This is a genomic window from Halorubrum sp. Hd13 (assembly GCF_002252755.1).
Lineage (GTDB): Archaea > Halobacteriota > Halobacteria > Halobacteriales > Haloferacaceae > Halorubrum.
In genome coordinates this window covers 1-25,456 of record NZ_NHOY01000106.1, presented here as the reverse complement: position 1 = coordinate 25,456, position 25,456 = coordinate 1, and the positions used below count along the sequence as shown (strand labels likewise).

Annotated in this window: 29 protein-coding genes; 20 read left to right on the top strand and 9 right to left on the bottom strand. The window is 70.3% G+C overall.

The window, feature by feature from the left end:
• Positions 1-360: 360 nt before the first annotated feature.
• From coaBC to DJ81_RS14340, 11 genes are all read left to right on the top strand, one after another.
• The gene (coaBC, locus tag DJ81_RS14390) at positions 361-1,536 is read left to right on the top strand and encodes a bifunctional phosphopantothenoylcysteine decarboxylase/phosphopantothenate--cysteine ligase CoaBC (protein ID WP_094590279.1); all 1,176 of its coding nucleotides are present in this window, start codon (positions 361-363) and stop codon (positions 1,534-1,536) included.
• A 158-nt stretch (positions 1,537-1,694) separates the two neighbouring features.
• The gene (locus DJ81_RS14385) at positions 1,695-2,930 is read left to right on the top strand and encodes a monovalent cation/H+ antiporter subunit E (protein ID WP_394338294.1); all 1,236 of its coding nucleotides are present in this window, start codon (positions 1,695-1,697) and stop codon (positions 2,928-2,930) included.
• Positions 2,927-3,232, top strand: coding sequence for a cation:proton antiporter (locus tag DJ81_RS14380; protein ID WP_094523859.1), 306 nt, complete (start codon positions 2,927-2,929; stop codon positions 3,230-3,232). Before DJ81_RS14385 ends, DJ81_RS14380 begins: the two co-directional genes overlap by 4 nt.
• A complete protein-coding gene (gene mnhG, locus DJ81_RS14375; RefSeq protein WP_198948057.1) occupies positions 3,232-3,567 on the top strand; it encodes a monovalent cation/H(+) antiporter subunit G in 336 nt (111 codons plus the stop codon). The genes DJ81_RS14380 and mnhG overlap by 1 nt, the downstream gene beginning before the upstream one ends.
• On the top strand, positions 3,564-4,181 hold the full coding sequence (locus DJ81_RS14370) for a DUF4040 domain-containing protein (RefSeq protein WP_094590275.1): 618 nt from the start codon (positions 3,564-3,566) through the stop codon (positions 4,179-4,181). The genes mnhG and DJ81_RS14370 overlap by 4 nt, the downstream gene beginning before the upstream one ends.
• Positions 4,178-4,912 carry an MnhB domain-containing protein gene (locus tag DJ81_RS14365; RefSeq protein WP_094590273.1) on the top strand — a complete coding sequence of 245 codons (735 nt, stop codon included), beginning with the start codon at positions 4,178-4,180 and terminating at the stop codon, positions 4,910-4,912. Before DJ81_RS14370 ends, DJ81_RS14365 begins: the two co-directional genes overlap by 4 nt.
• Positions 4,909-5,397 carry a cation:proton antiporter subunit C gene (locus tag DJ81_RS14360; RefSeq protein WP_094590271.1) on the top strand — a complete coding sequence of 163 codons (489 nt, stop codon included), beginning with the start codon at positions 4,909-4,911 and terminating at the stop codon, positions 5,395-5,397. The genes DJ81_RS14365 and DJ81_RS14360 overlap by 4 nt, the downstream gene beginning before the upstream one ends.
• Complete coding sequence (locus DJ81_RS14355) at positions 5,390-7,042, top strand: proton-conducting transporter membrane subunit (RefSeq protein WP_094590269.1); 1,653 nt, start codon at positions 5,390-5,392, stop codon at positions 7,040-7,042. Before DJ81_RS14360 ends, DJ81_RS14355 begins: the two co-directional genes overlap by 8 nt.
• Positions 7,039-9,144: a cation:proton antiporter gene (locus tag DJ81_RS14350; RefSeq protein WP_094590267.1), complete on the top strand. Its 2,106-nt coding sequence runs from the start codon at positions 7,039-7,041 to the stop codon at positions 9,142-9,144. The genes DJ81_RS14355 and DJ81_RS14350 overlap by 4 nt, the downstream gene beginning before the upstream one ends.
• Positions 9,141-10,931 (top strand): Na(+)/H(+) antiporter subunit D, encoded by a 1,791-nt coding sequence (locus DJ81_RS14345; RefSeq protein ID WP_094527218.1) that lies wholly within the window; start codon positions 9,141-9,143, stop codon positions 10,929-10,931. The genes DJ81_RS14350 and DJ81_RS14345 overlap by 4 nt, the downstream gene beginning before the upstream one ends.
• A gap of 121 nt (positions 10,932-11,052) precedes the next feature.
• Positions 11,053-11,295 carry a hypothetical protein gene (locus DJ81_RS14340; RefSeq protein WP_241881504.1) on the top strand — a complete coding sequence of 81 codons (243 nt, stop codon included), beginning with the start codon at positions 11,053-11,055 and terminating at the stop codon, positions 11,293-11,295.
• Between the two features lie 132 nt (positions 11,296-11,427).
• Here DJ81_RS14340 and DJ81_RS14335 read toward each other — a convergent pair whose 3' ends face one another.
• Together DJ81_RS14335 and DJ81_RS14330 are read right to left on the bottom strand one after the other, a co-directional pair.
• Positions 11,428-11,781 carry a MarR family transcriptional regulator gene (locus DJ81_RS14335; protein ID WP_094523851.1) on the bottom strand — a complete coding sequence of 118 codons (354 nt, stop codon included), beginning with the start codon at positions 11,779-11,781 and terminating at the stop codon, positions 11,428-11,430.
• A gap of 112 nt (positions 11,782-11,893) precedes the next feature.
• A complete protein-coding gene (locus tag DJ81_RS14330; RefSeq protein WP_094527217.1) occupies positions 11,894-12,673 on the bottom strand; it encodes an NRDE family protein in 780 nt (259 codons plus the stop codon).
• A gap of 105 nt (positions 12,674-12,778) precedes the next feature.
• Here DJ81_RS14330 and DJ81_RS14325 point away from each other — a divergent pair, with 105 nt between their 5' ends.
• From DJ81_RS14325 to DJ81_RS14305, 5 genes are all read left to right on the top strand, one after another.
• Positions 12,779-13,849 (top strand): glucose 1-dehydrogenase, encoded by a 1,071-nt coding sequence (locus DJ81_RS14325; RefSeq protein WP_094590264.1) that lies wholly within the window; start codon positions 12,779-12,781, stop codon positions 13,847-13,849.
• The gene (gene gfcR / locus DJ81_RS14320) at positions 13,836-14,471 is read left to right on the top strand and encodes a transcriptional regulator GfcR (protein WP_094527215.1); all 636 of its coding nucleotides are present in this window, start codon (positions 13,836-13,838) and stop codon (positions 14,469-14,471) included. Before DJ81_RS14325 ends, gfcR begins: the two co-directional genes overlap by 14 nt.
• A gap of 95 nt (positions 14,472-14,566) precedes the next feature.
• A complete protein-coding gene (locus tag DJ81_RS14315) occupies positions 14,567-14,911 on the top strand; it encodes a glutaredoxin (protein WP_094523847.1) in 345 nt (114 codons plus the stop codon).
• 139 nt (positions 14,912-15,050) lie between these two features.
• Positions 15,051-15,620 (top strand): hypothetical protein, encoded by a 570-nt coding sequence (locus DJ81_RS14310; RefSeq protein ID WP_094527214.1) that lies wholly within the window; start codon positions 15,051-15,053, stop codon positions 15,618-15,620.
• Between the two features lie 199 nt (positions 15,621-15,819).
• The gene (locus tag DJ81_RS14305) at positions 15,820-16,536 is read left to right on the top strand and encodes a diphthine--ammonia ligase (RefSeq protein WP_094590262.1); all 717 of its coding nucleotides are present in this window, start codon (positions 15,820-15,822) and stop codon (positions 16,534-16,536) included.
• Positions 16,537-16,572: 36 nt separating this feature from the next.
• On the opposite strand, the gene DJ81_RS14300 is transcribed toward DJ81_RS14305, so the two are convergent.
• Entirely contained in the window at positions 16,573-17,826 is a 1,254-nt protein-coding gene (locus DJ81_RS14300; RefSeq protein ID WP_094590260.1) for a Glu/Leu/Phe/Val dehydrogenase, read from the bottom strand.
• Between the two features lie 108 nt (positions 17,827-17,934).
• Positions 17,935-18,834: a CoA ester lyase gene (locus tag DJ81_RS14295; RefSeq protein ID WP_094523843.1), complete on the bottom strand. Its 900-nt coding sequence runs from the start codon at positions 18,832-18,834 to the stop codon at positions 17,935-17,937.
• An 81-nt stretch (positions 18,835-18,915) separates the two neighbouring features.
• On the opposite strand from DJ81_RS14295, the gene DJ81_RS14290 reads away from it, so the two are divergent.
• Positions 18,916-19,416, top strand: a complete 501-nt coding sequence (locus DJ81_RS14290) for a MaoC family dehydratase (RefSeq protein WP_342764962.1) — start codon at positions 18,916-18,918, stop codon at positions 19,414-19,416.
• Between the two features lie 23 nt (positions 19,417-19,439).
• On the opposite strand, the gene cyaB is transcribed toward DJ81_RS14290, so the two are convergent.
• Positions 19,440-20,081, bottom strand: coding sequence for a class IV adenylate cyclase (gene cyaB, locus DJ81_RS14285; RefSeq protein ID WP_094590258.1), 642 nt, complete (start codon positions 20,079-20,081; stop codon positions 19,440-19,442).
• 115 nt (positions 20,082-20,196) lie between these two features.
• Here cyaB and DJ81_RS14280 point away from each other — a divergent pair, with 115 nt between their 5' ends.
• Positions 20,197-21,132, top strand: a complete 936-nt coding sequence (locus DJ81_RS14280; protein WP_094590256.1) for a peptidylprolyl isomerase — start codon at positions 20,197-20,199, stop codon at positions 21,130-21,132.
• Positions 21,133-21,250: 118 nt separating this feature from the next.
• The gene (locus tag DJ81_RS14275) at positions 21,251-21,511 is read left to right on the top strand and encodes a hypothetical protein (RefSeq protein WP_094523839.1); all 261 of its coding nucleotides are present in this window, start codon (positions 21,251-21,253) and stop codon (positions 21,509-21,511) included.
• 26 nt (positions 21,512-21,537) lie between these two features.
• Here DJ81_RS14275 and DJ81_RS14270 read toward each other — a convergent pair whose 3' ends face one another.
• The 4 genes from DJ81_RS14270 to DJ81_RS14255 form a co-directional block, all read right to left on the bottom strand.
• Positions 21,538-22,158 carry a transcriptional regulator gene (locus tag DJ81_RS14270; RefSeq protein ID WP_094523838.1) on the bottom strand — a complete coding sequence of 207 codons (621 nt, stop codon included), beginning with the start codon at positions 22,156-22,158 and terminating at the stop codon, positions 21,538-21,540.
• 74 nt (positions 22,159-22,232) lie between these two features.
• The gene (locus DJ81_RS14265; protein ID WP_094590254.1) at positions 22,233-22,913 is read right to left on the bottom strand and encodes a P-loop NTPase; all 681 of its coding nucleotides are present in this window, start codon (positions 22,911-22,913) and stop codon (positions 22,233-22,235) included.
• A gap of 62 nt (positions 22,914-22,975) precedes the next feature.
• Positions 22,976-23,350 (bottom strand): YlbF family regulator, encoded by a 375-nt coding sequence (locus tag DJ81_RS14260; protein WP_094527208.1) that lies wholly within the window; start codon positions 23,348-23,350, stop codon positions 22,976-22,978.
• A 93-nt stretch (positions 23,351-23,443) separates the two neighbouring features.
• Positions 23,444-24,097, bottom strand: a complete 654-nt coding sequence (locus tag DJ81_RS14255; RefSeq protein ID WP_094527207.1) for an alpha/beta hydrolase — start codon at positions 24,095-24,097, stop codon at positions 23,444-23,446.
• 260 nt (positions 24,098-24,357) lie between these two features.
• Between DJ81_RS14255 and dph2 the strand changes: the two genes are divergently transcribed.
• Entirely contained in the window at positions 24,358-25,401 is a 1,044-nt protein-coding gene (dph2, locus tag DJ81_RS14250) for a diphthamide biosynthesis enzyme Dph2 (RefSeq protein WP_094523834.1), read from the top strand.
• Positions 25,402-25,456 lie beyond the last annotated feature (55 nt).

Here is a 25,456-nt window from a genome sequence, read left to right as displayed (position 1 = left end):
CCAAAGCCCCAGCCGCGAGGCGGGCGCACGCTCGCTGTGCTCCTCACTCGGTCGCTCACTTCGTTCGCTCCCTCGTTGCGGTGCTTCCGTCGCCTGCGCCCGCCTCGCGGCTGCCCCTTTGAGTCCCTCCCCGCACCGCACAGCACCGCACCTCACGCCTCCCCAACCTCGCGGTTCGCGCTCTTCGAGCGCTCACCGCGTCCCTCGCACGCGCTCCTCGTGGCCTTTCGGCCACTCGGAGGCGCGCGCCACCGCAGATCAGTTTATAAGCAATTCACGCAGAGACGCGGTGAGCCGTCGACGCGGAACCCGTTCCGCAACGGCATCTTATAAGCCGCCGGGGGCGGAACGGTCTCGGTAATGCTACAGGGGGTCAACGTCGCGCTCGGCGTCTCGGGGAGCATCGCGGCGGTGAAGATCGTCGAACTCGCTCACGAGCTGCGCCGGCAGGGCGCGAGCGTGCGCGCCGTCATGTCCCCGGCGGCGACGAACATCGTCCACCCGTGGGCGGTCGACTTCGCGACCGACGAGCCCGTCGTCACCGAGATCACCGGCGACGTCGAACACGTGGAGCTGTGCGGCCGCGACGGGTGGGCCGACGTGCTCCTGCTCGCGCCCGCGACCGCCAACACCGCCGGGAAGGTCGCGGCCGCGATCGACGACACGCCCGTGACGACCTGCGCGACGACCGCGCTCGGCGCGGACGTGCCGGTCGTGATGGCGCCGGCGATGCACGAGCCGATGTACGACCACCCGGGCGTGCTGGAGGCGCTCGACCGCCTGGAGGCGTGGGACGTGACGTTCGCGGACCCCCGGATCGAGGAGGGGAAGGCGAAGGTCGCCGACGAGGCGGAGATCGTCACCGAGGTCGCCCGCGCGACGACCCCCCACTCGCTGTCGGGCGCGCACGTCGTCGTCACCGCCGGGGCGACGAAGGAGCGTATCGACCCGATCCGGATCCTGACGAACCGGGCGTCGGGGAAGACGGGGCGGGCGGTCGCCCGCGCGCTCTACGTCCGCGGCGCGACGGTGACGCTCGTGCAGGACGGCCCGGACGTCCCCTACGCCGACGTCGTCGCCGTCGAGACCGCCGACGAGATGATACGGGCGTGCCGACAGACGGCGGCCACGGCGGACGCGCTGGTCTCGGCGGCGGCCATCTCCGACTTCACCGCCGACGCGGTCGATCAGAAGATCCGGTCTGGGTCGCCGCTCTCCGTGGACCTCCGGCCGACGCCGAAGCTCATCGACTCGGTGCGGGAGGCGTACCCCGACCTACCGATCGTCGGGTTCAAGGCCGAGACGTCGGGCGACGACGCGGCGATGATCGCGGAGGCAGAGCGGATCCGCGACCGCGTCGACCTCGCGTTCGTGGTCGCCAACGACGCGGGCGTGATGGGCGACGACGAGACGCGGGTCCTCCTCGTCGGCGGCGAGGGGACGGAGCCGGAGGCGGCGGTCGGCTCGAAAGACGACGTGGCCGGGCGGATCGCCGACCGACTCTCGGTCGCGCTCGGGCGGCGTTCGAACGCGTAACGGCCGCGCTCGGCCGTGACATCGCCGACGGCGGAGCCGGCAATTCGTTCGATATCGGCTGGGATACAAACTGTTTTGAGGCGGTAGGGAAAGGATCCCGATAGAGATTCCCATGTGCATAGAGACGGTGGACCCCGAACCCGTCGGAGGTGTGGTGGGTGGCTGACGCCGACGACGCCGGCGGACCCGTCACGAACGACGCCGGCGGACCCGTCACGAACGACGCCGGCCCGACGCCGCGATCGACGGTCGTCGTCCCCGTCGAACCATCGCCGACCCTCCGCGCGACGGTCTCGCACGTCGCCGAGGCCGCGGCGGACGGCGAGTTCGACGCGATCCACTTCGTGGAGATCGCCTCGTGGCGCGACGGCGACCCGGGCTCCGACGACCGCAGCGCCGAGGCCCGGCGCGTCCTCGAACGGGTGTCGGCGTGGGCGGAGGCGGACCTCGACGACGCCGACGGCGACACCGGCGACGACGTGACGGTCGTCTCGGCGCTGATCGGCGCCGACGAGTACCTGTTCGGTCCGGAGGACTACGTCGAGGTGCTCGCCGAGTACGCCGGGGAGCACGGCGCGGACACGGTGGTGCTCGATCCCGAGTACACGCCGGTCGGCAACACGACGCTGCTCCAGCCGCTGGAGTTCGCGCTCTCGAACACCTCCCTGTCCGTCCGGACGGCCCCGGTGGGGCGCCCGACCCGGCCGGAACGGCTCCGGAGCGAGGCGACGGGCGTGCGGTTCGCGGCGATGTTCGGGCTCTCGCTGGCGTTCTACTTCGTGCTCGGCGACCCGCTCTACTGGTTCGACTGGGTGACCGGCGTCGCGACCGCGACGATCGTCTCGATCACCCTCTCGCGGATCAGCTTCGACGCCGACCCGGCGATCCCGCGGACGCCCCAGCGGCTGGTCCGCGGCGCGATATACGTCCCCGTCCTGCTGTACGAGATCGTCGTGGCGAACTTGGTGGTGGCCCGCGTGATACTGGACCCGCGGCTCCCGATCGATCCGACGCTGAACCGGGTCCGCGTGATCGTCGGCAGCGGGCTCCCGCTGATGACGCTCGCGAACTCGATCACGCTGACGCCCGGGACGCTGACGGTCCGCGCCCGCGACAGCGACCTGTACGTCCACTCGCTGCTCCCGTGGGCCCGCGAGGGGCTGTTCGACGGCTCGCTGGAGCGCTGGACGCGGTTCGTCTACTACGGGCGCTCGGCGGCCCGCCTGCCGACCCCCCGCGAGCGCGACGACCACGCGATTCTGCAGGGTCCCGACGCGACCGAGGAACTGCCGATCGCCGCCGCGGACGGCGGAGCGACCGGCGATGACGCCGGGCCGGAAGCGGCGGCGGACGCCGAGTCCGGCACCGGTGACGAGGGGGTGACCGACGCGTGACGCTCGTCGACGCCACGGTCGTCGCCGGATACACGGTCGGCGACTTCCTGCTCCTCGCGGCCGCCGGGTTCGTCGTGCTCGCGATCGGGATGCTGTACCGTGCGGTGAAGGGGCCGACGATGCAGGACCGGGTGCTCGCGGTGAACGTCCTCGGGACGAACACGGTCGTCATCCTCGCGATCCTGGCCGCGGCGCTCTCGGAGCCGACGTTCCTCGACATCGCCTTAGTGTACGCGCTGTTGAACTTCCTGATGGCGATCGCCATCTCGAAGTTCACTGTCGAGCGAGGTGGTGTCCTGTGATCGAGACGCTCGGCACGCTCGGGACGGTCCGCGTCGGGCTGATCGTCGCGTTCACGCTGCTCGGGCTGTTCTTCAGCTTCGTCTCGATGGTCGGCGTGCTCCGGTTGCCCGACGTGTACTCTCGGGCGCACACCGCCTCGCAGGCGGACACGCTCGGCGCCGGGTTCGGGCTCGCCGCCGTCGCGCTCGCCGTCGGGTGGGAGGGAGCCGGCTTCAAATCGGTGCTCCTGCTGTTCTTCATCTTCGTGACGAACCCGACGGCCGCCCACGCGATCTCCCGGGCGGCCTTCGAGGAGGGAATCGTGCCGTGGACCGAGGGGGACGATCGCCGATGACGGGGACGAGCCTCCTCGCCGCGGCGGCCGGCAACCTCCTCCCGACGGTCACACCGGCGGCGCCCGTACCCGCCCAGGTCACCGCCGTCGAGGGGAGTCTGCTCGCGTTCGTGGTGCTGACGGCGCTCGCGACGGCGCTGGCGCGCGACGTGCTCGCGGCGGTCATCGTGTTCGGCGCGTACAGCCTCGGGATGGCCGCCCTGTACACCTTCTACCGCGCGCCGGACGTCGCGCTGACGGAGGCGGCGATCTCAGCCGGCGTGACCACCGTCCTCCTCCTCTTGACGCTCGCGAAGACGACGCGGATCGACCACGACGTCGCCTTCGAGTCGGTGAACGTCCCGGCCGTCGGCGCGGTCGGGCTGCTGTTCGGGGGACTCCTGCTCACGATGGGCGACGTGCCGGCCGTCGGCTCGCCGGACGCCCCCGTCTGGTCGAACCCGGACGTGACGCAGTGGTACCTCAGCGAGTCGTACGCGCAGACCGGCGTCGACAACACCGTGATGGCGGTGCTGGCGGCGTTCCGCGGGTTCGACACGTTCGGCGAGGCGGTCGTCGTCTTCGCCGGCGGGATCGCGGCCCTCATCGTGCTCCACCGAGAGGTGTTCGCATGAGCGACGTTCGCCCCGACGAGGAGGCCGTCCGCGACGCCGCCCCGAACGAGACGAGCGCCGAAGCCGACGCGGGGGCGGTCGACGAGGGCGACGCCGACGACGTCCCGCCGCACCGCGCCCGCTCCCGGTCCGGCCGGTACGACTCCGACCGGCGCCAGGGCACGCCGTACACGGAGAGCCAAGTGATCATGCCGACGGTGAAGATCGTGGCGCCGTTCGCGTTCACCTACGGGCTGTTCATCACCTTCCACGGCGCCGGATCGCCGGGCGGCGGGTTCCAAGGCGGCGCGATCATGGCCGCCGTGGTGTTCATGATCGCGTTCGCCTTCGGGATCGAGGCGACGCGCGACTGGCTCGCCAACACCGTCGTCGTCGCGCTCGCGGTCGGCGGCGCGCTGGCGTTCGCGGGCATCGGACTGATCCCGGTGGCGCGCGGCGGCGCGTTCCTCCAGTACGACCTGCTGCCGATCCCGGTGAAGTACGGGCTGGAGAGCGTCGAGGTCTTCGGCATCGCGACCATCGTGACCGGCGTGCTCATGGGACTGTTCTTCCTGCTCGCGAGGGGGTTCGCCTCGGAGGGGACCGGTTTCGGCGAGGGCGGAGGAGACGAGAGCGAGGAAGACGCGACCGACGAGACCGGGACCGCCGCGAACGACGCCGACGGCGTCGGCGGCGACCTCGGCCCCTCGGGATCGGATCGCACTCCGGCGGCCGACGGAGGTGAGCGATGACAGCGACCGCTACCGTCGCGGCCGCCGGAATCGACGCCGCGGTCGCGTCCGCGGGTGTGTTCGAGGTATTCACGACCCGTCACGCCTACCTCACGTTCGCGCTGCTGCTCTGCGTCGGTCTCTACATGATGATAGCAAACCCCCACCTCGTGAAGAAGATCATCGGACTCAACCTGTTCCAGACGGCGATATTCCTGCTATTCATCGCCTCTGCCTACGTCGAGGGCGGATCGATCCCGATCGTCCACTCCGGCGAGGCGGCGACGAAGACGTTCGTCAGCCCGCTCCCGCACGTGATCGTGCTCACCGCCATCGTCGTCGGCGTGAGCCTCACCGCCGTGGGGCTCGCACTCTGCATCCGGATCTACGACGAGTACGGAACGCTCCGCACCGACACCCTTCGCGACCTGATGCGGGACGAGGGGTCGCTCCCGTCCGTCGCCGGCGACGACGGCGCGACTGACGGAGGTGCGAGCGATGACTGACGTGCTCCTCCCGCTGGCGATCGCCGTCCCGATCGTGGCGGCGACGCTGCCGATCGCGCTCGGACTGCGGTACGACGACATCGGCTGGCCGATCGCGGCGGTCGCGACGACCGCGGTGGTCGGGACCGCGGCCGCGATCGTCGCCGAGGTCGCGATCGGCGGACGGTTCAGCCACGCGCTCGGCACCTACCAGCCGCCGATCGGAATCGAGCTGGTGGCGGACGAGCTGTCGGCCGCGGTGCTCGCGCTGATCGCGGTCGTGTCGCTGGCGACGCTCGCGTTCTCTCGGGTGGCCGGTCCCCGCGGGAACGCGTTCTACAGCGCGTACCTGCTGCTGGTCGGGGGGCTCTCGGGAATGGCGCTCACGGGCGACCTGTTCAACATGTTCGTCTTCCTCGAGATCGTCGGGATCACGACGTACGCGCTCATCGCCGCCGACCGCTCGGGGGCGAGCGCGTACGCCTCGCTGAAGTACCTCGTGGTCGGGACGGTTGGCGCCTCGCTGTACCTGGTCGGCGTCGGCTACGCGTTCCTCGCGACGGGGACGCTGAACATGGTCGACATGCGCGAGCAGATCGTCGCGCAGGCGGGGTACGGCGACCCGCTGATCCAGGCGAGCTACGCGCTGATCGTGGCCGGGCTCGCGCTGAAGATCGCCTTGTTCCCGGTCCACACCTGGCAGCCGGACGCCTACCAGCGCGCGCCGGACGCCGTCACGGCGGTCGTGGCGGCGCTCGTGTCGACGACGAGCGCGTACGCGCTGATCCGGGTGACGTACACCGTCTTCACCGTCGACTTCCTCGCCGCGAACGACGCGATCACGACGGCGATGCTCGTCGTCTCCGGGGCGTCTATCCTCGCCGGCTCGGTGCTCGCCGCGATGCAGTCCGACCTCAAGCGGATGTTCGCGTACTCCTCGGTCGCGCAGTTCGGGATGATCGGGGCCGCGATCGCGTTGGCGAACGAGACCGCGCTGCTCGGCGGGATCGTCCACCTCGTGGGGCACGGCCTCCTGAAGTTCGGGCTGTTCCTCGGGATCGGGACCCTCGCGCTCGGCTACGGCGTCCGTCGGATCGAGGACGCCGCGAGCGCCGCGCGCGAAGCGCCGTTCACGGCCGGCGCGATCGCCCTGCTCGGGCTCGGGCTCGTCGGGATCCCGCCGTCGGTCGGTTTCCTCGGGAAGTGGTACATCGGGGTCGGCGCCGTCGAGTCCAGCATGGCCGGCGCCGGGCCGGCCGGGATCGGCGTCGCCGCCGTGATCTTCGTCAGCACTCTGTTCACGCTGTCGTACGTCGCACGGCTGATCGAGCGGTTCTACTTCGCCGGCGTCGGGCTCCCGGGCGGCCACGGAGAGGAGGCGGCGGCCGGCCACGGCGACGACCCCGCGGGCGGCGCGAGCGATGACCCGGCCGGAGTGGCCGCCGATGGCGGTCGCGATGACGACCCTGCGGCCGACGATACGGGTGCGGCCGCGCCGGTCGCGCCCGTGGAGGGCGCGCCACGGCCCTCGCTGGTGCCCGACCGAGTGCCGGCGGCGTCGCTGGCGATACTGGTCGTCACGACGCTCGTCACGGTCGCGCTCGGCTTCGCCGGCTTCGCGCTGGCCGAGTGGTTCGGTCCGTTCCTCACGGAGGTGTTCGCATGACCGACGCTTTCATTTCAGACCCACGTCCCCTACTGGCCGTCCTCGTCTCGTTCGTCGCGGCGTTCTTCATCGTCGCGTCGCACCGCTCGCCGAACGTCCGCGAGGGGTGGACGATCGCCGCGGCGGTCGCGAAGTTCGGGATCGTCGCCTCGATGCTCCCGGCCGTCCTCGACGGCGCCGTCTTCGAGTGGTCGCTCGGGGCGTTCCTCCCCGGGATCGAGTTCGCGCTGCGCGCCGACGCGCTCGGCATGCTGTTCGCGTTCCTCGCCAGCGGGCTGTGGATCGTCACTTCCTTCTACAGCATCGGCTACATGCGGGGGAACGACGAGACGAACCAGACCCGGTACTTCGCCGCGTTCGCGGTGTCGCTGTCGGCGACGATGGGGATCGCGTTCGCGGGCAACCTCGTGACGATCTTCGTCTTCTACGAGATCCTCTCGATCGCGACGTACCCGCTCGTCGCGCACGACGAGACGCCGGAGGCGCGCTCGGCCGGTCGGAAGTACCTCGCGTACACGATGTTCGGCGGCGGCGTGCTCGTGCTCGCCGGGACCGCCCTCGTCTACCTGATCGCCGGCAACGTCTCGTTCACCGCCGGCGGCATTCAGGAGCTCGCGAACGCCGACCCCGGCCTCGCGATGCTCGCGTTCTTCCTCCTGGCGATCGGGTTCGGGGTGAAGGCCGGGATCATGCCGCTCCACCAGTGGCTCCCCGAGGCGATGGTCGCGCCGACGCCCGTCTCCGGGCTCCTCCACGCGGTCGCGGTCGTCAAGTCCGGGGCGTTCGGTGTCTCGCGGGTCGTCCTCGACGTCTTCGGCCCGGAGCTCGTCTTCGACCTCTCGCTCCCGTTCGGCTTCTCGGCCGGCCTCGTGTTATCGACCATCGGGGCGATCACGCTGACGGCGGCCTCCATCATCGCCCTGCGAAAGGACCACCTGAAACAGCGGCTCGCCTACTCGACGGTGAGCCAGCTGAGCTACATCATCCTCGGGCTCGGGCTGTTCGGCTGGTACGGGCTCGTCGGCGCGCTGCTGCACATCCCGGCGCACGCGTTCATGAAGCTCACCCTGTTCTTCTGCGCCGGGAACCTCCACGTCTCGACGCACACCGACTACATCTCGGAGATGGCGGGGATCGGCAAGCGGATGCCCCTGACGATGGGGGCGTTCACGGTCGCCTCGCTCGGGATGGCCGGCATCCCGCTTCTGGCCGGGTTCGTCAGCAAGTACTACATGCTGATCGGCGGGATCCGGATGGGCGCCCAACTGACCCCGGTCGCGTACTACCTCGTGGGCGCGCTCCTGCTCTCGGGCGTCCTCAACATCGCGTACTTCTGGCCGGTGATCTACACCGCCTTCTTCGAGGCGGAGGACGCCCACGACGCGAAGCCGCTCGTCGACTTCCGGATGGGCGGCGAGTCGCGGTCGACGCTGCCGGCGACCGACGGGGGTCGACCGGAGGACGAGAACGACGATCCCGAAGACGAGAGCAACGACACCGACGCCGAGGTCGACGACGTCGTCGAGAGCGCCGAGGGCGACGAGACGGTCGGGGACCCGAGCGACGACGCCGACGTCCCCGACGACTCCGACATCCCCGACGCGGAGCTCGACGACCTCCCGACCGACGCGGAGGGCGTCGTTCGCCCGGACTTCAACACGAGCGAGCGCGACTTCTCCGAGCCGGCCGAGCGCGTCGACACCGGCGACTACGCGGTCGACTCGCGCCCCTCCGACGCGGAGGTGCCGTTCGGCGTCGGACGCCGCGACGAGGGCGACGCAGCGGACCGCGCCGAACCGACCGACGGCGCCGCCGTCGAAGCCGGCCGCGGTGACGACGAGGGTCACACCGATGACGGTGAACACGGCGACGGCCACGACGACCACGGCCACGCCGGCGGCCCGCCCGCGGGCGGCTGGCGTCACATCGACGGGCTCGACGCCCTCCGCGGGCGCGAGTCGACGTGGTTCACGCTCGGCCCGATCCTCACCGCGATGAGCCTCGCGGTGCTGCTCGGCGTGATCCCCTACGAGATGGGCTTCTTGGAGCTGATCGAGCTCATCGTCGACACGCGGCTCCCGGAGGAGGTGATGCGGCCATGAACGCGGTTCTCACCTCCCTCCCGCCGTACGTCGTTCTCGCGGCGGCGGCGTTCCTCGTGCTCGGGCTCCCGCGGCGGGCGGGTCACGCGGCGGCCGCGCTGGCGACGGCGTTCACGTTCGCGCAGGCGGTGCTGCTCGGCGACGGCGGCACGGGGGCCCACCTCGCGACGCAGCTGTTCGGGTTCGACGTGGTGCTGTTCAACGTCGACCAGTTCTCCCTGCTGATGGGCGTGGTCGTCGGCTTCCTCGCGACGGCGGCGGTGCTGTACGCGTACGGCACCGAGGCGCCGACGTGGGTGACCGCGTTCGCGCTGGTGTACGTCTCCTCGACGCTCGGGACGATATACGCCGGCGACTGGCTCACGCTGATCTTCTTCTGGGAGCTGATGGCCGTCACCAGCACGCTGCTGGTGTGGCAGTACGGCGGCGCGGCGGTGCGGGCCGGCTACCGCTACGCGCTGTTCCACGGTATCGGGGGGACGTTCTTCCTCGGCGCGGTCGTCGTCCACGGCGCGTCGATGCTCGGCAGCGTGCCGGCCGCCGAGATATTCCTGTTCTCGTCGACGACCGGGATCCACGCGAGCGCGACGCTGCTCGCGGCGATCGGGGTCGGGGTCAACTGCGGGTTCATCTTCCTGCACACGTGGCTCCCGGACACCTACCCCCGCCCGCACGTGGCGGCGTCGGTGTTCCTCTCCGTCTTCACGACGAAGACGGCGGCGTACGTGATGTACCGGACGTTCCCCGAGGGCGGCATGTGGCTCGCGTACCTCGGCGGGTTCATGGCCGTCTACGGGGCGTTCTTCGCCCTGCTGCAGTACGACCCGCGCCGGCTCCTCTCGTACCACATCCAGGCGCAGCTCGGGTACATGCTGGCCGGCTTCGGGCTCGCGACGTACGTCGGCGAGTTCGCCGTCACCGGCGGCTTCGCGCACCTGTTCAACAACGTGCTGTACAAGAGCCTGCTGTTCATGGCCGTCGGCGTCGTGATCTACCGGACCGGCGTCGAGGACATCAGGGACATGGGCGGGCTCTGGCGGGAGATGCCCGTCACCTTCCTCGTCTACGTCGTCGGCGCGGCCTCGATTACCGCCGTCCCGGGATTCAACGGGTTCATCTCGAAGGGGATGGTGATCGACTCCGCCCACGAGCTCCACAACTTCGAACTCCTCTTCGGCGAGGGGCTGCTGTGGTGGCTGCTGATCCTCGGCGGCGTGGGGACGTTCATGTCGTTCATCAAGCTCGGCTACTACGTGTTCTTCCACGGCTCGGCGACGCTGTCGCCGAAGGACGCCACGGCGTTCCAGACCGCCGGGATGCTCCTCGCCGGCGGCGCCTGCGTCTTCTTCGGGGTGTTCTACTACCAGCTGATCGAGCTGATGCCGTTCACGGAAATCATCCTCGGCGAGGACGTCTACTTCAAGCCGTACAGCGCGAGCCACCTGACGGAGAGCGCGGCGCTCCTCGTGACCGGGTTCGTCGGCTTCTTCGCGCTGAAGCGGCCGCTCGGCTGGCTCGCGCACCACATGCGAGACGTCGACGCGGTGACGTACCCGGCCGCGTTCTACCTCGGGCGGGGGTCGATCTGGGGCGTCACGGCGCTGTGGGCCGCCGTTGACCGCGCCGTGATGCGGTTGGTCGCGGCGATCAAGCGGACCGCGATGCACCCGCGGACGGCGGTCGCGGGGCTCGGCGTCGACGTGGAGATCCGAACCGGGATCGGCCGCAGCGTCCTCTTGTTAACGCTCGCGGCCGGGGTCGCGCTGTTCGCGTTCCTGCTCGGCTGAGCGGGAGTTACGAACGGCTTCGTCGGACTCTTATTTTCGGACGGACGGAAGTCGGCGTTCAGCGTGATGGGTTTCGAATTGTATGAGAAAATTTATAACTAATCCGTCACCCGGTTGGGATGTGTCCCTCCAACCGTTACAGGTACCCGGCGGCCCCGAGCTGCTCATACTCCTCGTCGTACTGCTCGTCGTCTTCGGCCTCGTCGGCCGATGGGTGTACCGGGACGCGAAATCCCGCGGGAGCGACTGGGCGTGGCAGTGGGGAGTCGGTATCGGACTGCTGTTTCTGTTCGGCCTCGTCCCCGGACTGCTCGGACTCCTCATCTACGTCACGGTGCGAGACGAGGTCGGCGAACCGACGTGAGCTCCGCGAACTACGCGGCTCACGACGCGCGATCAGCGGGCCGAGCCGTCGCTCTCTGAGCGTTTCAACGGCGTCGAAAAGGAGGAAGCGGCCGCGTCGTCAGCGTCCGGCTCGTCTGGACGCGGCGGCGGCTCAGTACTCCTCGTACGCGAGGTTCATCATCCACTGCGAGAAGGCGTCCGCCTGCGGGTCGACCTCCTCCTCGCCGATGAACGGTGACAGCATGTCGTCGGCCATCAGCAGCGAAAAGTCCAGATCGCGGGGGGCGGGCTCCAAGTAGTACGTGTTGTGTCCGTCGTACACCGTATCGGACCGCTGGATGAGGCCCGACTCCTCTAACGCCTCCGCGATGCGGCTCCCCTTGCGTGAGGAGACGTCGAGTTCCTTCCAGAAGTCGCTCTGGTGGATGCCACCGGTCTCGCGGATGAGTTCGAGGCCGGCCTGCTCGTCCTCCGACAGCTCGGCCTCGAGTTCGGACACGCTCATGGTCGAACACCCGCCCGCGAGTCGCTTAAAACTGGCTTTCCGTCCCGTCGCGGCGCCTCCGGGCGCGACGGGATCGGGGGCGATCGCCGTCTCGGGCGCCCGTCCGCCGCCGTCAGAACTCCGCCGGTAGCGACACCGGCTCCGCGGGCGTCTCGCAGGGCGGGCCGTCGGCGTAGGCGAACTCGGCATGCTCAGTCGGGTCGGCGCTCGTGCGGATCCGGGTGAACGACCGCGTCCCGAACCCGTCGCCGTGGAGGCAGGCGCCGTACTCGTGGTCGGCGAGGACGCCGCTCGCGCGGTCGAGCCACGACCCGCCCGACTCGCCCGGCTCGGGGACCAGTTCGGCCGCGATCCGACGGGCGCTGTCGGCGCGCTCCTCGGCGAACTCCCGGCGACGCTCCGGCACCGAGAACCGCTCGACGCCGTTCACCACGCCGCCGACGTTGCCGACGACGTGGACGCCGGGGTCGAGCCGAGTGACCGCGATCCCGCCGTCGTACGAGAGGAGGAACGCGGCCGCGTCGTCGGCGATCACGAGGTTGAACCCGTCGTACGACCGCTCTTCGAGATCGCGCTCGACCCCACGCACCGCGGTCTCCGCGGAGTCGGCCTCCAGGCAGTCCCGCACGAGGAGTCCCCTGGAACGGTCCCCGTCGCGGTCGGCGTCGAGCCAGCGGTTGGTGACCGCGACGGCGACGCCCGACTCCGAGAGGCCGATCCACGTCCCGCCGGCCTCGGCGTCGCGCGGGGCGACGTACCGAACGCCGTCGTCGCCGGCGGGATCGCGCACGGCCGGCGGTTCGGCCGCCCTGTCGAGCGCCTCGTCGCGGTTGGCGGCGAGCGCGGTCGGCGCGTCGCCGAACACGCGCCACGCGAGGGCGAGAGTACACACGATAGCCGCTGCGGACGACGAGGAGGAAAAACCCGCGATCGGGCGGAGCCATTCTTTACTCGCAATAAAAGAAATCTTTTGGTTGCTGACCCCGTCGGTCGGTGTATGAACGCGATAGCCGTGTACGAGGGGGCCGACGAACCGGTCGTGACGGAGAAGCCGCGACCGGAGCCGGCCCCGGGGGAAGCGCTCGTCCGGACCCTCCGGGTCGGCGTGGACGGGACGGACCACGAGGTGATCGCCGGCGGGCACGGCGGGGCGCCCGAGGGCGAGGACCACCTCGTGTTGGGTCACGAGGCGGTCGGGGTGGTCGAGGACCCGAACGACACGCCGTTCGAGGCCGGCGACGTGGTCGTCCCGACGGTGCGCCGTCCCCCCAACGGCGCGAACGAGTACTTCGCGCGCGGCGAGCCCGACATGGCGCCGGAGGGCCGGTATCACGAACGCGGCATCGTCGGCGCGCACGGGTTCATGGCCGAGTACTTCACCAGTCCGGCGGAGTTCCTCGTCGCGATCCCGCCCGCGCTCGCCGAGTGGGGGTTCCTCGTCGAGCCGATCTCGATCGCGGAGAAGGCGATCGAGCACGCGTTCGCCAGCCGGTCGGCGTTCCACTGGGAGCCCGAGTCCGCGCTGGTCTTGGGCAACGGCTCCCTCGGGCTGCTCACGGTGGCGGCGCTCGACGCCGACTTCGACCGGATCTACTGCCTCGGTCGCCGGGAGCGCCCGGACCCGACGATCGACATCATCGAGTCGCTGGGCGCGACGTACGTCAACTCCAACGAGACGCCCGTGCCGTCGGTGCCGGAGGCGTACGAGCCGATGGACTTCGTCTTCGAGGCGACGGGCCACGCGCCGCACGCCTTCGAGACGATCGAGGCGCTCGCTCCCAACGGGGTGGGCGCGCTGCTCGGTGTGCCGGGCGACTGGGAGTTCGAGATCGACGGCGGCCGGCTCCACCGCGAGTTCGTCCTCCACAACAAGGCGCTCGTCGGGAGCGTCAACTCCGGCTACGAGCACTTCGAGGCCGCCGTCGACTCCCTGTCGCGGTTCTCGGCGGGGTTCCTCGACGATCTGGTCACCGGCGTCTACGGGCTCGACGAGTTCGAGGCCGCGTTCGCGGATGACGACACGACTATTAAAACGGCGGTCGAATTCGGCTCATATGAAGAACGTTGACGACCTGATAGACAGCGCGGCCGAGCTCGCGGACCACGGTCTCTCGAAGGGAGAGATCGCCGACGAGCTGAACGTCTCCCGTGAGACCGCGAGCTGGCTCGTCGAGCGCGGCGGCGGCGGCAACGCCGCGGCCGAGACCGCGGCCGCCGAGACGACGACCGACATCCACGTCGACTGGTCGGCGCTGGGCCGCGACTCGACGCGGCTCGGCTACGCCGCGAGCGCGATGGCCGACCTCCTCGCGAAGCAGGGCGAGGAGGTCGACCTGACGGTGGGGGTCGAGAAGGCCGGGGCCCCGCTCGCGACCGCGGTCGCGAGCCGACTCGACACCGACCTCGGTACGTACGCCCCCGCGAAACACCAGTGGGACGAGGGCGACATCGACGAGCAGGGCGGCGGGTTCTCGCGGAACTTCGCCGGGATCCGCGACCGCGACTGCTACGTCGTGGACGACATCATCACCTCGGGGACGACGATGCGGGAGTCGATCAACGCGATCCGCGAGCAGGGCGGCGAGCCCGTCGCCTGCGTCGTGCTCGTCGACAAGATGGGATACGACGAGATCGACGGCGTTCCGGTGTACTCGCTCGTGGACGTCGTCCGCGTCGACCGCGACGAGTAAGCGCTCCCGACGAGGAGCGGTCGCGGGCGTCGCCCTGCGTGGATCTCTCGTTTCCGTGCGGAACCCATTTGCCGCGGCGGCGCGTATCGGCGCCTATGACGTTCCAGCCCGAGTCAGAAGCCGACCCCGAGGAGATCGAAGCGCGCGTTCACGAGACCATCGCCGAGAACGACGTGGTCCTGTTCATGAAGGGGAACCGACTGATGCCCCAGTGCGGCTACTCGAAGCGCGCCGTCGAGCTCATCGGTCAGTACGTGGAGGAGTTCGAAACCGTCGACGTGCTGCCCGCCCTGCCGCACTACCGAGAGGCGCTGGAGGCCGAGAGCGGGTGGGAGACAATCCCGCAGACCTTCGTCGACGGCGAGTTCGTCGGCGGGAGCGACGTGTTGGCAGAGCTGGAGGAGCGCGGCGAGCTGGCCGCCGAGCTCGGCGCCGAGTAGGCCGCGAGCGCACCCGCTCGCGACGACGCCCGATCTTGGGAGTCGAAGGGCAGTCCATATAAACCTACGGTGCCTAGTTGCAGTAGACGCAGCCGCTGCCGCCGTGCCGACCGTCTCGACCCATCTCACCCAACCAACAATGACAGGCCGCGTGTTCAGACTTCATTCGACGCTCGAACTGCCACTCGAAGACGTGGAGACGTACTTCGAAGAAGACCCCGACCTCCCGCCGGAGATCGACGACATCGACATCACGCGTCGAAACAACACCCTCATTATCAAGGCCCTGTCCGACGACGAGAGCATCAGCAAGTACACGCCGACCGCCCAGCTGAAGGCGTCCGTCACGGAGACGCGCGTCTGGGAAGAGGAGCCGCCCCGCGCCGGCGGCCCCCAGTGGATGGACGACGAGGAGGAGGAGATCCCCTCCGAGCTCGTGGAGTTCGCCTGCTTCAAGGGCGATCGCGAGACCGTTCTCCAGAACTCCGCGCTCCAGTACCCCATGTTCCTCGTGCTCCGCGAGCTGGCGCAGCTCTCGGAGAAGGGGACGCTGACCGCGATCACGGAGGAGGAGGACGAGCTCGAAGCGACGCGGATCGTCGAGGGTGAGCCGCGTCCCGCGAGCATCGAGGTCGTCGAGAGCCCGCAGGGCGCCGGCGACGGCGACGGCGGCGTCAACTGGCGCGACAACGAGTTCATCTCGGACTGAGCCCGACGCCACGACCTCGCTCGGCGTCAGTGGTCAGTCGACGGCGGGGTCGCACGACGGCCCGTCGCGTCGAACCCGCGTTCTAAATCCGCGGTCAGGTCGTCGATCCCTTCGAAATCGACGCGTCCGGCGCCCGTCGGTCGACGGTCGTCAACCCGGACCGTCGACAATTTAAGCGCTCCCGGCGTTTTCCCCGCCAATGACCGACGACTGGGTGAGCCTCTTCTCGGGCGGGAAGGACTCCTCGTGGGCGCTGTACCGCGCGCTGGAGGAGGGCCTCGACGTCTCGCGGCTCCTGACCGTCCACCCGGCGGGCGACTCGTACATGTACCACACGCCGGCGACGGAGCTCGCCGAACTCGCGGCCGAGAGCGTCGGGATCGACCTCGTCGAGGTCTCGCCGGACGACTTCGGCGCGGACGACGTCGACGACGCGGGCGCGCAGGGCGACGCCGAGCTGGAGCCGATGGAGGCGGCGCTCCGGGAGGTCGCCGCCGCCGCCGACGTCGACCTCGCCGGGGTCACCGCCGGCGCGGTCGAGAGCGAGTACCAGACCAGCCGCATTCAGGGGATGTGCGACCGCCTCGGGATCGACCTGTTCGCGCCGCTGTGGGGCGAGGACCCGGTCGCGCTCGCGGAGGCGATGTTCGACGCCGGCTTCGAGATCCGGATCGTGCAGGTCGCCGCCTACGGGCTCGACGAGTCGTGGCTGGGGCGGCGCTTCGACGCCGACGCGCTCGCGGAACTGATCGACCTGCGCGAGGAGTACGGCGTCCACCCCCTCGGCGAGGGCGGCGAGTTCGAGACGTACGTCGTCGACGGCCCGCACATGGACCGCCGGATCGAGTTCGAGTACGACGCGGTGTGGGAGGGCGACCGCGGCCACGTCGAGGTGCGAGACGCGCGGCTGGAGTGAGCTAGCGACACAACGCGAAACGCCTCTGAAAGCGCGCTACGGCCAGCTGCCGGCCTGGTCGTATGCGTTCACGATCCGGCCGATGGCGACGACGTAGGCCGCGGTGCGGAGGTCGCGAACGTCACGGTTCTCGTAGGCCTCGACGATGCCGTCGAACGCCTCCGTGATCACGCGTTCGAGCTCCTCGTTAACCCGCGACTCCGTCCAGCTGAACCGCTGTCGATTCTGCACCCACTCGAAGTACGAGACGGTAACGCCGCCCGCGTTGGCGAAGATGTCGGGGACGACGTAGACGTCCTTCTCGGCGAGGACGTCGTCGGCGTCGGGAGTGAGCGGCCCGTTCGCGGCTTCGACGATCACGTCGGCCGCGACGTCGGTCGCGAGGTCGCCGTCGATCGCGTTCTCCAGCGCCGCGGGCACGAGCAGGTCGACGTCGAGCGTCAACAGCTCCTCGTTCGTGATCGGTTCGGCGTCGCCGTAGCCGGAGACGGCGCCGGTCTCGCTCTTGTAATCCTTCACCGCCCGCGGGTCGAACCCGTCGGGGTCGTGGATACCCCCGGAGGAGTCCGAGACCGCCACCACGTCGGCACCGAGGTCGTCGATGAGGGCGGCCGCGACGGAGCCGGCGTTGCCGTACCCCTGTACCGCGACCGTCGCGCCCGCGAGGTCGCGGTCGAGCCAGTTTAACGTCTCGCGCGCGGCGAGCGCGACGGAGCGACCGGTCGCCTCGACGCGCCCCTCGCTGCCGCCCGAGTCGATCGCCTTCCCGGTGATGACGCCGGGCGCGGTCGTGTTCTCAAGCGTCTCGTAGGTGTCTTTGATCCAGTTCATCTCCCGCTGGCCGGTGTTGACGTCCGGCGCCGGGATGTCGCGGTCCTCGCCGATGATCGGGCGGAGCTCGGTCGCGAAGGCGCGCGTCAGCCGCTCTAACTCGCTCTCCGAGTACTCTCCGGGGTCGATCGCGATCCCGCCCTTCCCGCCGCCATAGGGCACGTCGACGACGGCGCACTTATACGCCATCCAGCCCGACAGCGCCTTCACCTCGTCGCGGGTGACGCCCGGGTGATAGCGGATCCCCCCCTTGTACGGGCCGCGATCGCCGTTGAACTGCGAGCGGTACGCGCGGACCGTCTCCAGCGATCCGTCGTCGCGTTCGAACGTCAGATTCGTCTCCAGCAGTCGCTCCGGGTTCTTCAGCCGAGTGAGAATTCCCGGCGGCGCGTCGAGGTGCGCCGCGGCGTCGTCAACCTGTTCCTGCAGACTTTCGAACGGATTCGCCTGATCGCCCATGTGAACTCGTCTCCGGGGACCGGGGTTAATTGTGACGGACGATCAGCGGGATGCGGGATCGCGGTTGGGGGGCGCGGCGAACGGCTCCGCTTCCGCTCGCCGCGGTCCCTATCGCGGGTCGAGCCCGGCGGCCGCCGCTCGCTCGACGATCCGCTCCGCCCGCGCGATCAGCGGGGCGTCGATCATCTCGCCGTCGACGCTGAAGACGCCGCGGTCGTCCCGGTCGGCCTCGTCGCAGGCGTCGAGGACCCGCGCCGCCCACTCGACCTCGTCGGGGTCGGGCGTGAACGCCTCGTTGATAGGCTCGACCTGCGACGGGTGGATCGCGAGCTTCCCGTCGTAGCCGAGCGTGCGCGCGAACGCCGTCTCCTCGCGGAGCCCCGCGGTGTCGGAGAAGTCCGTGTACACCGTATCGAGCGCGTCGACGTCGGCGGCGCCGGCCGCGAGGACCGCGTGCTCGCGGGCGTACAGCACCTCGGTTCCCTCGTCGGTGCGCGTCGCGCCCAGGTCCGCCGCGAGGTCTTCGGCGCCGAAGACCAACGCGTCGGTCGGTTCCGCGTCGGCGATCGCCTCGGCGGCGAGCACGCCCCCCGCCGTCTCGACGAGCGCGAACACGGCGGGGTCGAGCCCGCGGTCGGTACACAGCGCGGCCGCACGGTCGACGCGGTCGGCGCCCTCGACCTTCGGGAGCATGACCGCGTCGAGTCGCGGCGAGCGCTCGGCGTCGTCGGTGCCGGGCTGGACGTCACCGGTCGCCGCGCTCGCTCCGACGAGCGCGTCGAGGTCGGCGGCGGGGTCCGTCGCCGTGAGCCGGACGCAGACCTCCGTATCGGGGTCGAAGTCGGGATCGGCGAGCAGGCCGCGGACGGCGGCTCGGGCCTCGTCCTTCCGGCCGGGGGCGACGGCGTCCTCGAGGTCGAAGCAGACCACGTCAGCGCCCGTCGCCGGCGCCTTCCGCATGAGTTCCGGGCGATCGCCGGGGGAGAACAGGAGGCTTCGTCGGGCCATGTCGGGCACTCCTCGCGGCCGAACATAAAGAGCCGGGCCGTCCGAATCCGAGACCCGCCCGGCGCCCGGAGCGGTACCGATTTGCCGCGGCGGGTCGACGGTCGGTCCATGACGGGACGCTACTACGAGGAGTTCGAGGTCGGGGAGACGATCGAACACGCGCGGCGGCGGACGGTGAGCGAGGCCGACAACCAGCGCTTCTGCGACATGACGATGAACCAGCAACCGCTCCACCTCGACGCCGATTTCGCCGAGGGGACGCAGTTCGGCGAACGGCTCGTCAACGGGCTGTACACCCTGTCGCTCGCGGTCGGCGTGTCGATCCCGGAGACGACCGACGGCACCATCGTCGCGAACCTCTCGTACGACGACGTCGAGCACCCGAACCCGGTGTTCCACGGCGACACGATCCGCGCGCGGTCGACGGTCACGGACAAGCGGGAGACCAGCGACGGCGAGCGCGGCGTCGTCACGATGCACGTCGAGGCGTTCAAGCTGGTCGAGGACGGCGACGACGTCCTCGTCTGCGAGTTCGACCGGACCGCGCTCTCGAGGAAGCGGCCGGACGGGAACGGGAGCTGACCCCTGTCACGAGCCGGACCCGACTACCCGTCGTCGCTCGCGTCGGCGTCGTCTTCCGCCAGCAACAGCCCGAGGTACGACGTGCGGACCTGCTCCGCGCCGTCGAGTCCGAGCCGGTCGAGGGCGTCGAGCGCGTCGTCCCTGACGGCCTCGATCGCTCCCTCCTCGGCGACCCCGCGCTCGATCTCGACGAACTCGCCGAGCCCGTCGACCGCGTCGAGCGTCACCGTGAATCCGTCGTACGCCCAGAACTCGCGGCGCTTCTCGACGGTCGCCGCCGGTTCGAACCCCAGCCCGGAGAGGATGCCGGCCGCGGCCTCCGGGTCGGCCACCTCGGTCTCGTGTTCCGCGCGGGTCTTCGACCCCTCGTCGAGCAGCGGCCCCTTGTACGTGATCTTGGTCGTCTCGGGCGCTGTCGGTGGGGCGTTCGACCCGGGGTCCGGACCCTCCGCCTCGTCCGCCGCGTCGGCCGGGGAGATTCCACTCGGAAGCGGCGTCTCGCGGCGGACCCGAAGCGCCTCGTCCGTCTCGGCGAAGTCGCGGTGCGGCGCGTCGTAGTAGGCGTCCCGCTGGCGACGCGCGTCGACGCGCTCGGCGCCCGCCTCGCGCAGGCGCTCGCGGACCGCGTCGACGTCGGCCGGCACCTTGATCTCGACCTCGAACATACCCGGATTCCGCCGGGCGCGTTCTTAAGCGCCGCGGGACGCTAACTCCGGCGCGACGCGGTCGCCGCCGCGTCGAACCGTGCGCCTTAAGGGTGTAACAGGTGACGTTCAGGGTATGAGCGATCAGGAGCAAGCGGACGCGGCCGAGGACGCCGACGAGGCCGAGACCGAAGCCGAGACCGAGAGCGCCAGACTCGCGGACGGCGACTTCGTGCGGGTCGCGTACACGATCCGAACGGCCGACGACGGCCGGGTCATCGACACCACCGACGAGGAGACGGCCGAGGAGGCCGAGATCGACACCGAGGAACACGAGTTCGAACCGCGCGTCATCGCGCTCGGCGCCGGTCACGTGTTCCCGGCGGTCGACGAGGCCTTCGTCGGCGCCGAGGTCGGCGACGAGGGCGCCGTCGACGTCCCCGCCGAGGACGCCTTCGGCGCGTACGACCCCGACGAGGTCGAGACCGTCAAGGCCGACAAGATCCCCGAGGACAGCCGGTACCCCGGCGCGCAGGTCCAGATCGACAACCAGCAGGGCTACCTCGAGACGATCATCGGCGGCCGCGCCCGCGTCGACTTCAACCACCCGCTGGCCGGCGAGGACCTCGAGTACGAGTACGAGATCCTCGATCTCATCGACGACCGCGAGCAGCAGGCCGCCGGCATGCTCGGGATGTACCTCCAGGACGCGCCCGAGGTCCGCATCGAGACCGTCACCGAGGAGGAGGAGACGGTCACCGAGGACGACGAGGGCGAGGAGGTCGTCGAGACCGATGAGGTCGAGAAAGACGTCCTCTACGTGACGGCCACGCAGGCGATGCAGATGAACCAGCAGTGGATGTTCCAGAAACAGCAGATCGCGCAGGACCTCATGGGCCGGCTCGACCTCGACCGCGTCGTGGTCGAGGAGGTCATCGAGGGCGGCGGCATGGGCGGGCTCGGCGGCATGATGGGCGGCATGGGCGGCGCCGGCGCCGGCGACATCGAGGACGCGCTCGAGGACGTCGACGTCGACGCCGACGAGATCGTCGACGAGCTCGACGAGGAGTAACCCCCTTCGCGGCGTCTCGGCCGGACGACGAACCGATCCTTTTTGACCGACGGTCGACCCACCCAGAGACATGGAAACCGACCGGCCGACGGAGAGAGACGCGGAGGGCGGCTGACCGATGGAGATCGAACGGGCGCGGGACGACCTCGTGGTCGCCGCGAGCGCCGGCGCGACGACGGTCGCGGTCGCGGTGCTGTCCGGGGTCGCCGGCGTCGTCGAGGTGGGGACCCTGCCGACGCTCGCACCGATCGCGGTGTACGCCGCCTATCTCTTCTCGCGGAAGGGCGGCCCGTACGGACCGCTCGACGAGCCCCGGAACTGGGCGGTCGCGGCGGCGCTCGTCGGCGTAGTCGTGGCCGTCGCGGCCGCGGTGCTGTAATCGAACCGGATCGAGAAACGCCCGATTCAGGCGATGTCCCGGCTCGTGTCGACGGAGACCGAATCGGTGAGCTTCAGCTTGAGCGGCTCCTCCAGCGCCGCGCCGCCGCGGAACTTCGGGACGACGAGTCGGTTCACGATCTCCGTTCCGGTCACCGCGGTCCGGAGGTCGAAGACGACGTCCGCGATCTGCTCGGTGACGACTCGGTTTCGGTCGGCCGCTCCCCCTTTGAGCGCGTGAAGCACCGCGAGCCCGTCGGCGTCGTCGACGCGCCGACGGAGATCGCCGAGGAACGCGCCGTACTCCGCGCCGTCGTCGGACTCCAACGGGCCGACGGAGTCGACGACGATCGTCCCTCGCTCCGACAGCTCCGCGGCCGCGTCCAGCGCGGTCGCGAACGGGTCGTCCCCCGTCGCGTCCTCGACCACCGTCTCGTCCGCCTCGTCGTCGAGCGTGAGGCTCGCCCCCACCGCGTCGGCGGAGCGCACCGTCGTTACGTACCGGCACTCCCGGACCCGCGCGAGTCGGTCCAGGATGAGCTCGGACTGACTGGCGGGGTCGGCCTCCAGCGCGACGACGCTGCCGCTCGGAATGCCGCCGCCGAACTCCCTGTCCAGCACCGAAATTCCGGTCGGGAGCGCCTCCATACGATCGCTGTCGTCTCCGGGGGTTTGGCTCTGTCGGTGACCGCCAAACCGCGATCGGGACGCGGAATCGACGGTCAGGCGATCCGCCATCGCCCCGCTCCGTACCCCCCCGCGAGTCGCCGCGCGAGGTCGTCGTACGCCGATCGAACGGCCGAGTCCGAGAGCGGCGCCGGCGCCCGAGCGGGGATCCGCCCCACCACCGGGCAGCCGAGCAGATCGGCGACCGGATCCGGGACGGACGACGCGCGGACGGCGACGACGCCCAGCGGCGGGCAGTCCAGCCGCCGCGCGATCGCGGCCGTCTTGGCGGCGTCGCGCAGGGCCGCTCGCCGGAGGGGCGTCACCAGGAGCGACCGATCGGCCGCGCGGAGCGGGGCCGCCGCGTCCGGCGACGCGCCCGCCGGACAGTCGAGGAGCGCCGCGGCGTCGTCGGGGAGCGCCTCGCCGAGCGATCCGAACGTCGGACCGGGATCGACGGGGTCGGGGTCGTCGGGGGCGGCGAGCACCGTCGGCGACCGACGGTCGAGCGGGATCGAACCGCCGCCGAGGACCGCGTCGACGACGGTGGGGCGGTCCCGAGCGCCGGTCTCAGCGGTCCCGTCCGCGGTCTCCGACGCCAACCGCGCGAGGTTCGGGAGGTCCCAGTCGGCGTCGGCCGCGACCGCTCGCGCGCCCCGCCGCGACAGCGCCCGCGCGAGCCCGAGGGTCGTGGTCGTCTTCCCGCTCCCGCCCTTGCCGCCGGCGACTGCGATCACGCGCCGGGTTGCGTCGCTATCGGTGATAAAAGTCGACAGGAGAGCGACCGCGGAACCGCCCGTCAGTCCTGACAGCAGCCGCCGGCCTCGCCGCCGAAGTCGACCGCGAGGGGTTCCGAGATGGCCTCGTTGACCGTCTCGAGGGTGTCGGTCAGCTCGTCTTGCGCGTCGAGGAACTCCCGCATGGTGGGCATCGAGTGGAGCTCGTCCTGCGCCGCCTGCACCTTCTGGAGCCCGGAGTTCGTCGCTTGTCCGGTCTCGCGGGCCTGCATGAACTCGGCGCGCAGCTGTTCGAACTCGTCGATCTTCGCCTGGACCTCCTCGTCGCGCTGTACCGCCTCGCGCGCCTCCTCGAAGCGCTCGTACTCGGTGGTTCGGGCGATCCGCTCGCCGAGCTCGCGACCGAGGTCCTCGATGGAGGCCTGTTCGACGCTCATGACCGATCGTTGGCGCGGAGCGGCTTCAACCTGCCGGAGCCGGGGGTCCCGCCCTCCGATCCGTCGGGGACCGCGTCCGCGTTGGCCGCGCCCTCACGCGCCTCGCGCCTCGACGAAGGCGACGACGTCCGCCAGCTCCTCCTGCCCGATCCCGTGGCCGCCCGGGTAGTTGCCCCGGGTGACGTCGGCGCCGATCGCCTCGAGGCGGTCGGCGGCGGCGGCCGAGCGCGACGCCGGGATCACGCGGTCGCCGGCCCCGGCGCCGACGAGGACCGGCTTCCCCTCGATCCCGTCGGGCGCGAGGTCCGAGTGCGCGTCCGCGAGGTAGCCGTGGAGCGCGACGACCCACGCGTACCGGTCCGGCTCCTCTACGAGGAGCGAGAGGCTCGTGATCGCGCCCTGACTGAAGCCGAGCAGCCCCATCCGGTCGGGGTCGATGGCGTACGCCTCGGCGGCGGCGTCGACGCTCTCGGCGACGAGATCGAGGCTGCGGCGGAAGTCCGCGGCGTCCGGCTGGCTCGATTCGAGGCCGCCGGCCGAGAGGTCGAGCTCGTACCAGGTGTACCCGCCCTGTAGCGGGTCCGGCGCTCGGAGGCTGACCACGTGGAGGCCGTCCGGCAGGTGGCGCGCGACGGGTAGCAGGTCCTCCTCGTCGGCGCCGCGGCCGTGGAGAACGAAGACGGCGGGCGCGTTCTCCGGACCGTCGTCCGGCGCGACGTGGACGTGTTCCAGCGGAATGTCGCTCATGGCTCTCCGGTTCGTCGGCTCGGCGGTTGTATCCGTCGGCCGCGGCAGACGGTCCGTCGCCGGCCGCGGCAGTCGCGATAGCCGCGATGGCCGCGGCGGTCGCGATGACCGCGATGGCCGGGGTGATTGCGGTGGTCGCGATGACTACGATAACCGCGACGGCCGACCCGTGTCGGGGTCCGGTCCCGCTTGATCCCGAACGATCACGAGAATACCCTCCGAGCGCGCCGTTTAACCGTCCCCCCACGTAATCCGGGTGCATGAGCGGCTCCACGGAGGGTGACCTCACGAAGACTGGGATGGCCCTGAAACACGACCGCGAGTGGGACTACGAGCTCGACCGGATCGTCGAGGCCATCGAGGAGCGCGACGCCTCCAAGGTCGGCCTCCAGTTCCCGGAGGGACTCAAGCGCCGCGGCCCGAAGGTCGCCGACGACCTGCGGGAGGCGGCGCCCGACGACGTCACCTTCATGCTGTCCGGCCAGCCCTGCTACGGCGCCTGCGACCTCGACACGTACCTGATGCGCCGGACGGACGTGTTCGTCCACTTCGGCCACACGCCCATGAAGGAGTCCGACAGCATCGTCTACGTCCCCCTCTTCTCGAACGTCGACCCGTTCCCGATCATGGAGGACGCGCTGGCGGAGGAGCTCGACGACCCCGAGGAGAACCCCGACGTCGGCCTCGTCACCACCGCCCAGCACATGAACCGGTTCGAGGAGATGACCGACTGGTTGGAGGAGCGCGGCTACGAGGTTCACACCCGCCGGGGCGACGACCGGCTCACGAAGGAGGGACAGGTGCTCGGCTGCAACTACGCCTCCGCGGACATCCCCGCCGACCAGGTGCTGTACGTCGGCGGCGGAAAGTTCCACCCCGTCGGCCTCGCGATGGAGCACCCGGAGAAGCGCGTCGTCATCGCCGACCCGGTCAACAACGCCGTCTCGGTCGCCGAACACGACCAGTTCCTCAAACAGCGCTACGCCTCGGTCCACAAGGCGATGGGCGCCGAGAAGTGGGGCGTCATCTTCTGTACGAAGATCGGCCAGGGCCGGTGGGAGACCGCCCAGGAGATCGTCGAGAACAACGAGAACGCGTACCTGATCACGATGGACGAGGTGACGCCGGACCGCCTCCGCAACTTCGACATGGACGCGTTCGTCAACACGGGCTGTCCCCGCATCACGACCGACGACGGCCCGCGGTTCCACAAGCCGATGTTGACGCCGGGCGAGTACGAGGCCGCCATCGGCGAGAAACCCCTCGACTCGATCGAGTTCGACACGTTCCACGACACCTGGTAAGCCCGCGGCGGCCCTCGTGTTCAGATAAGCTGATTCCTGTCTCTTATACACATCC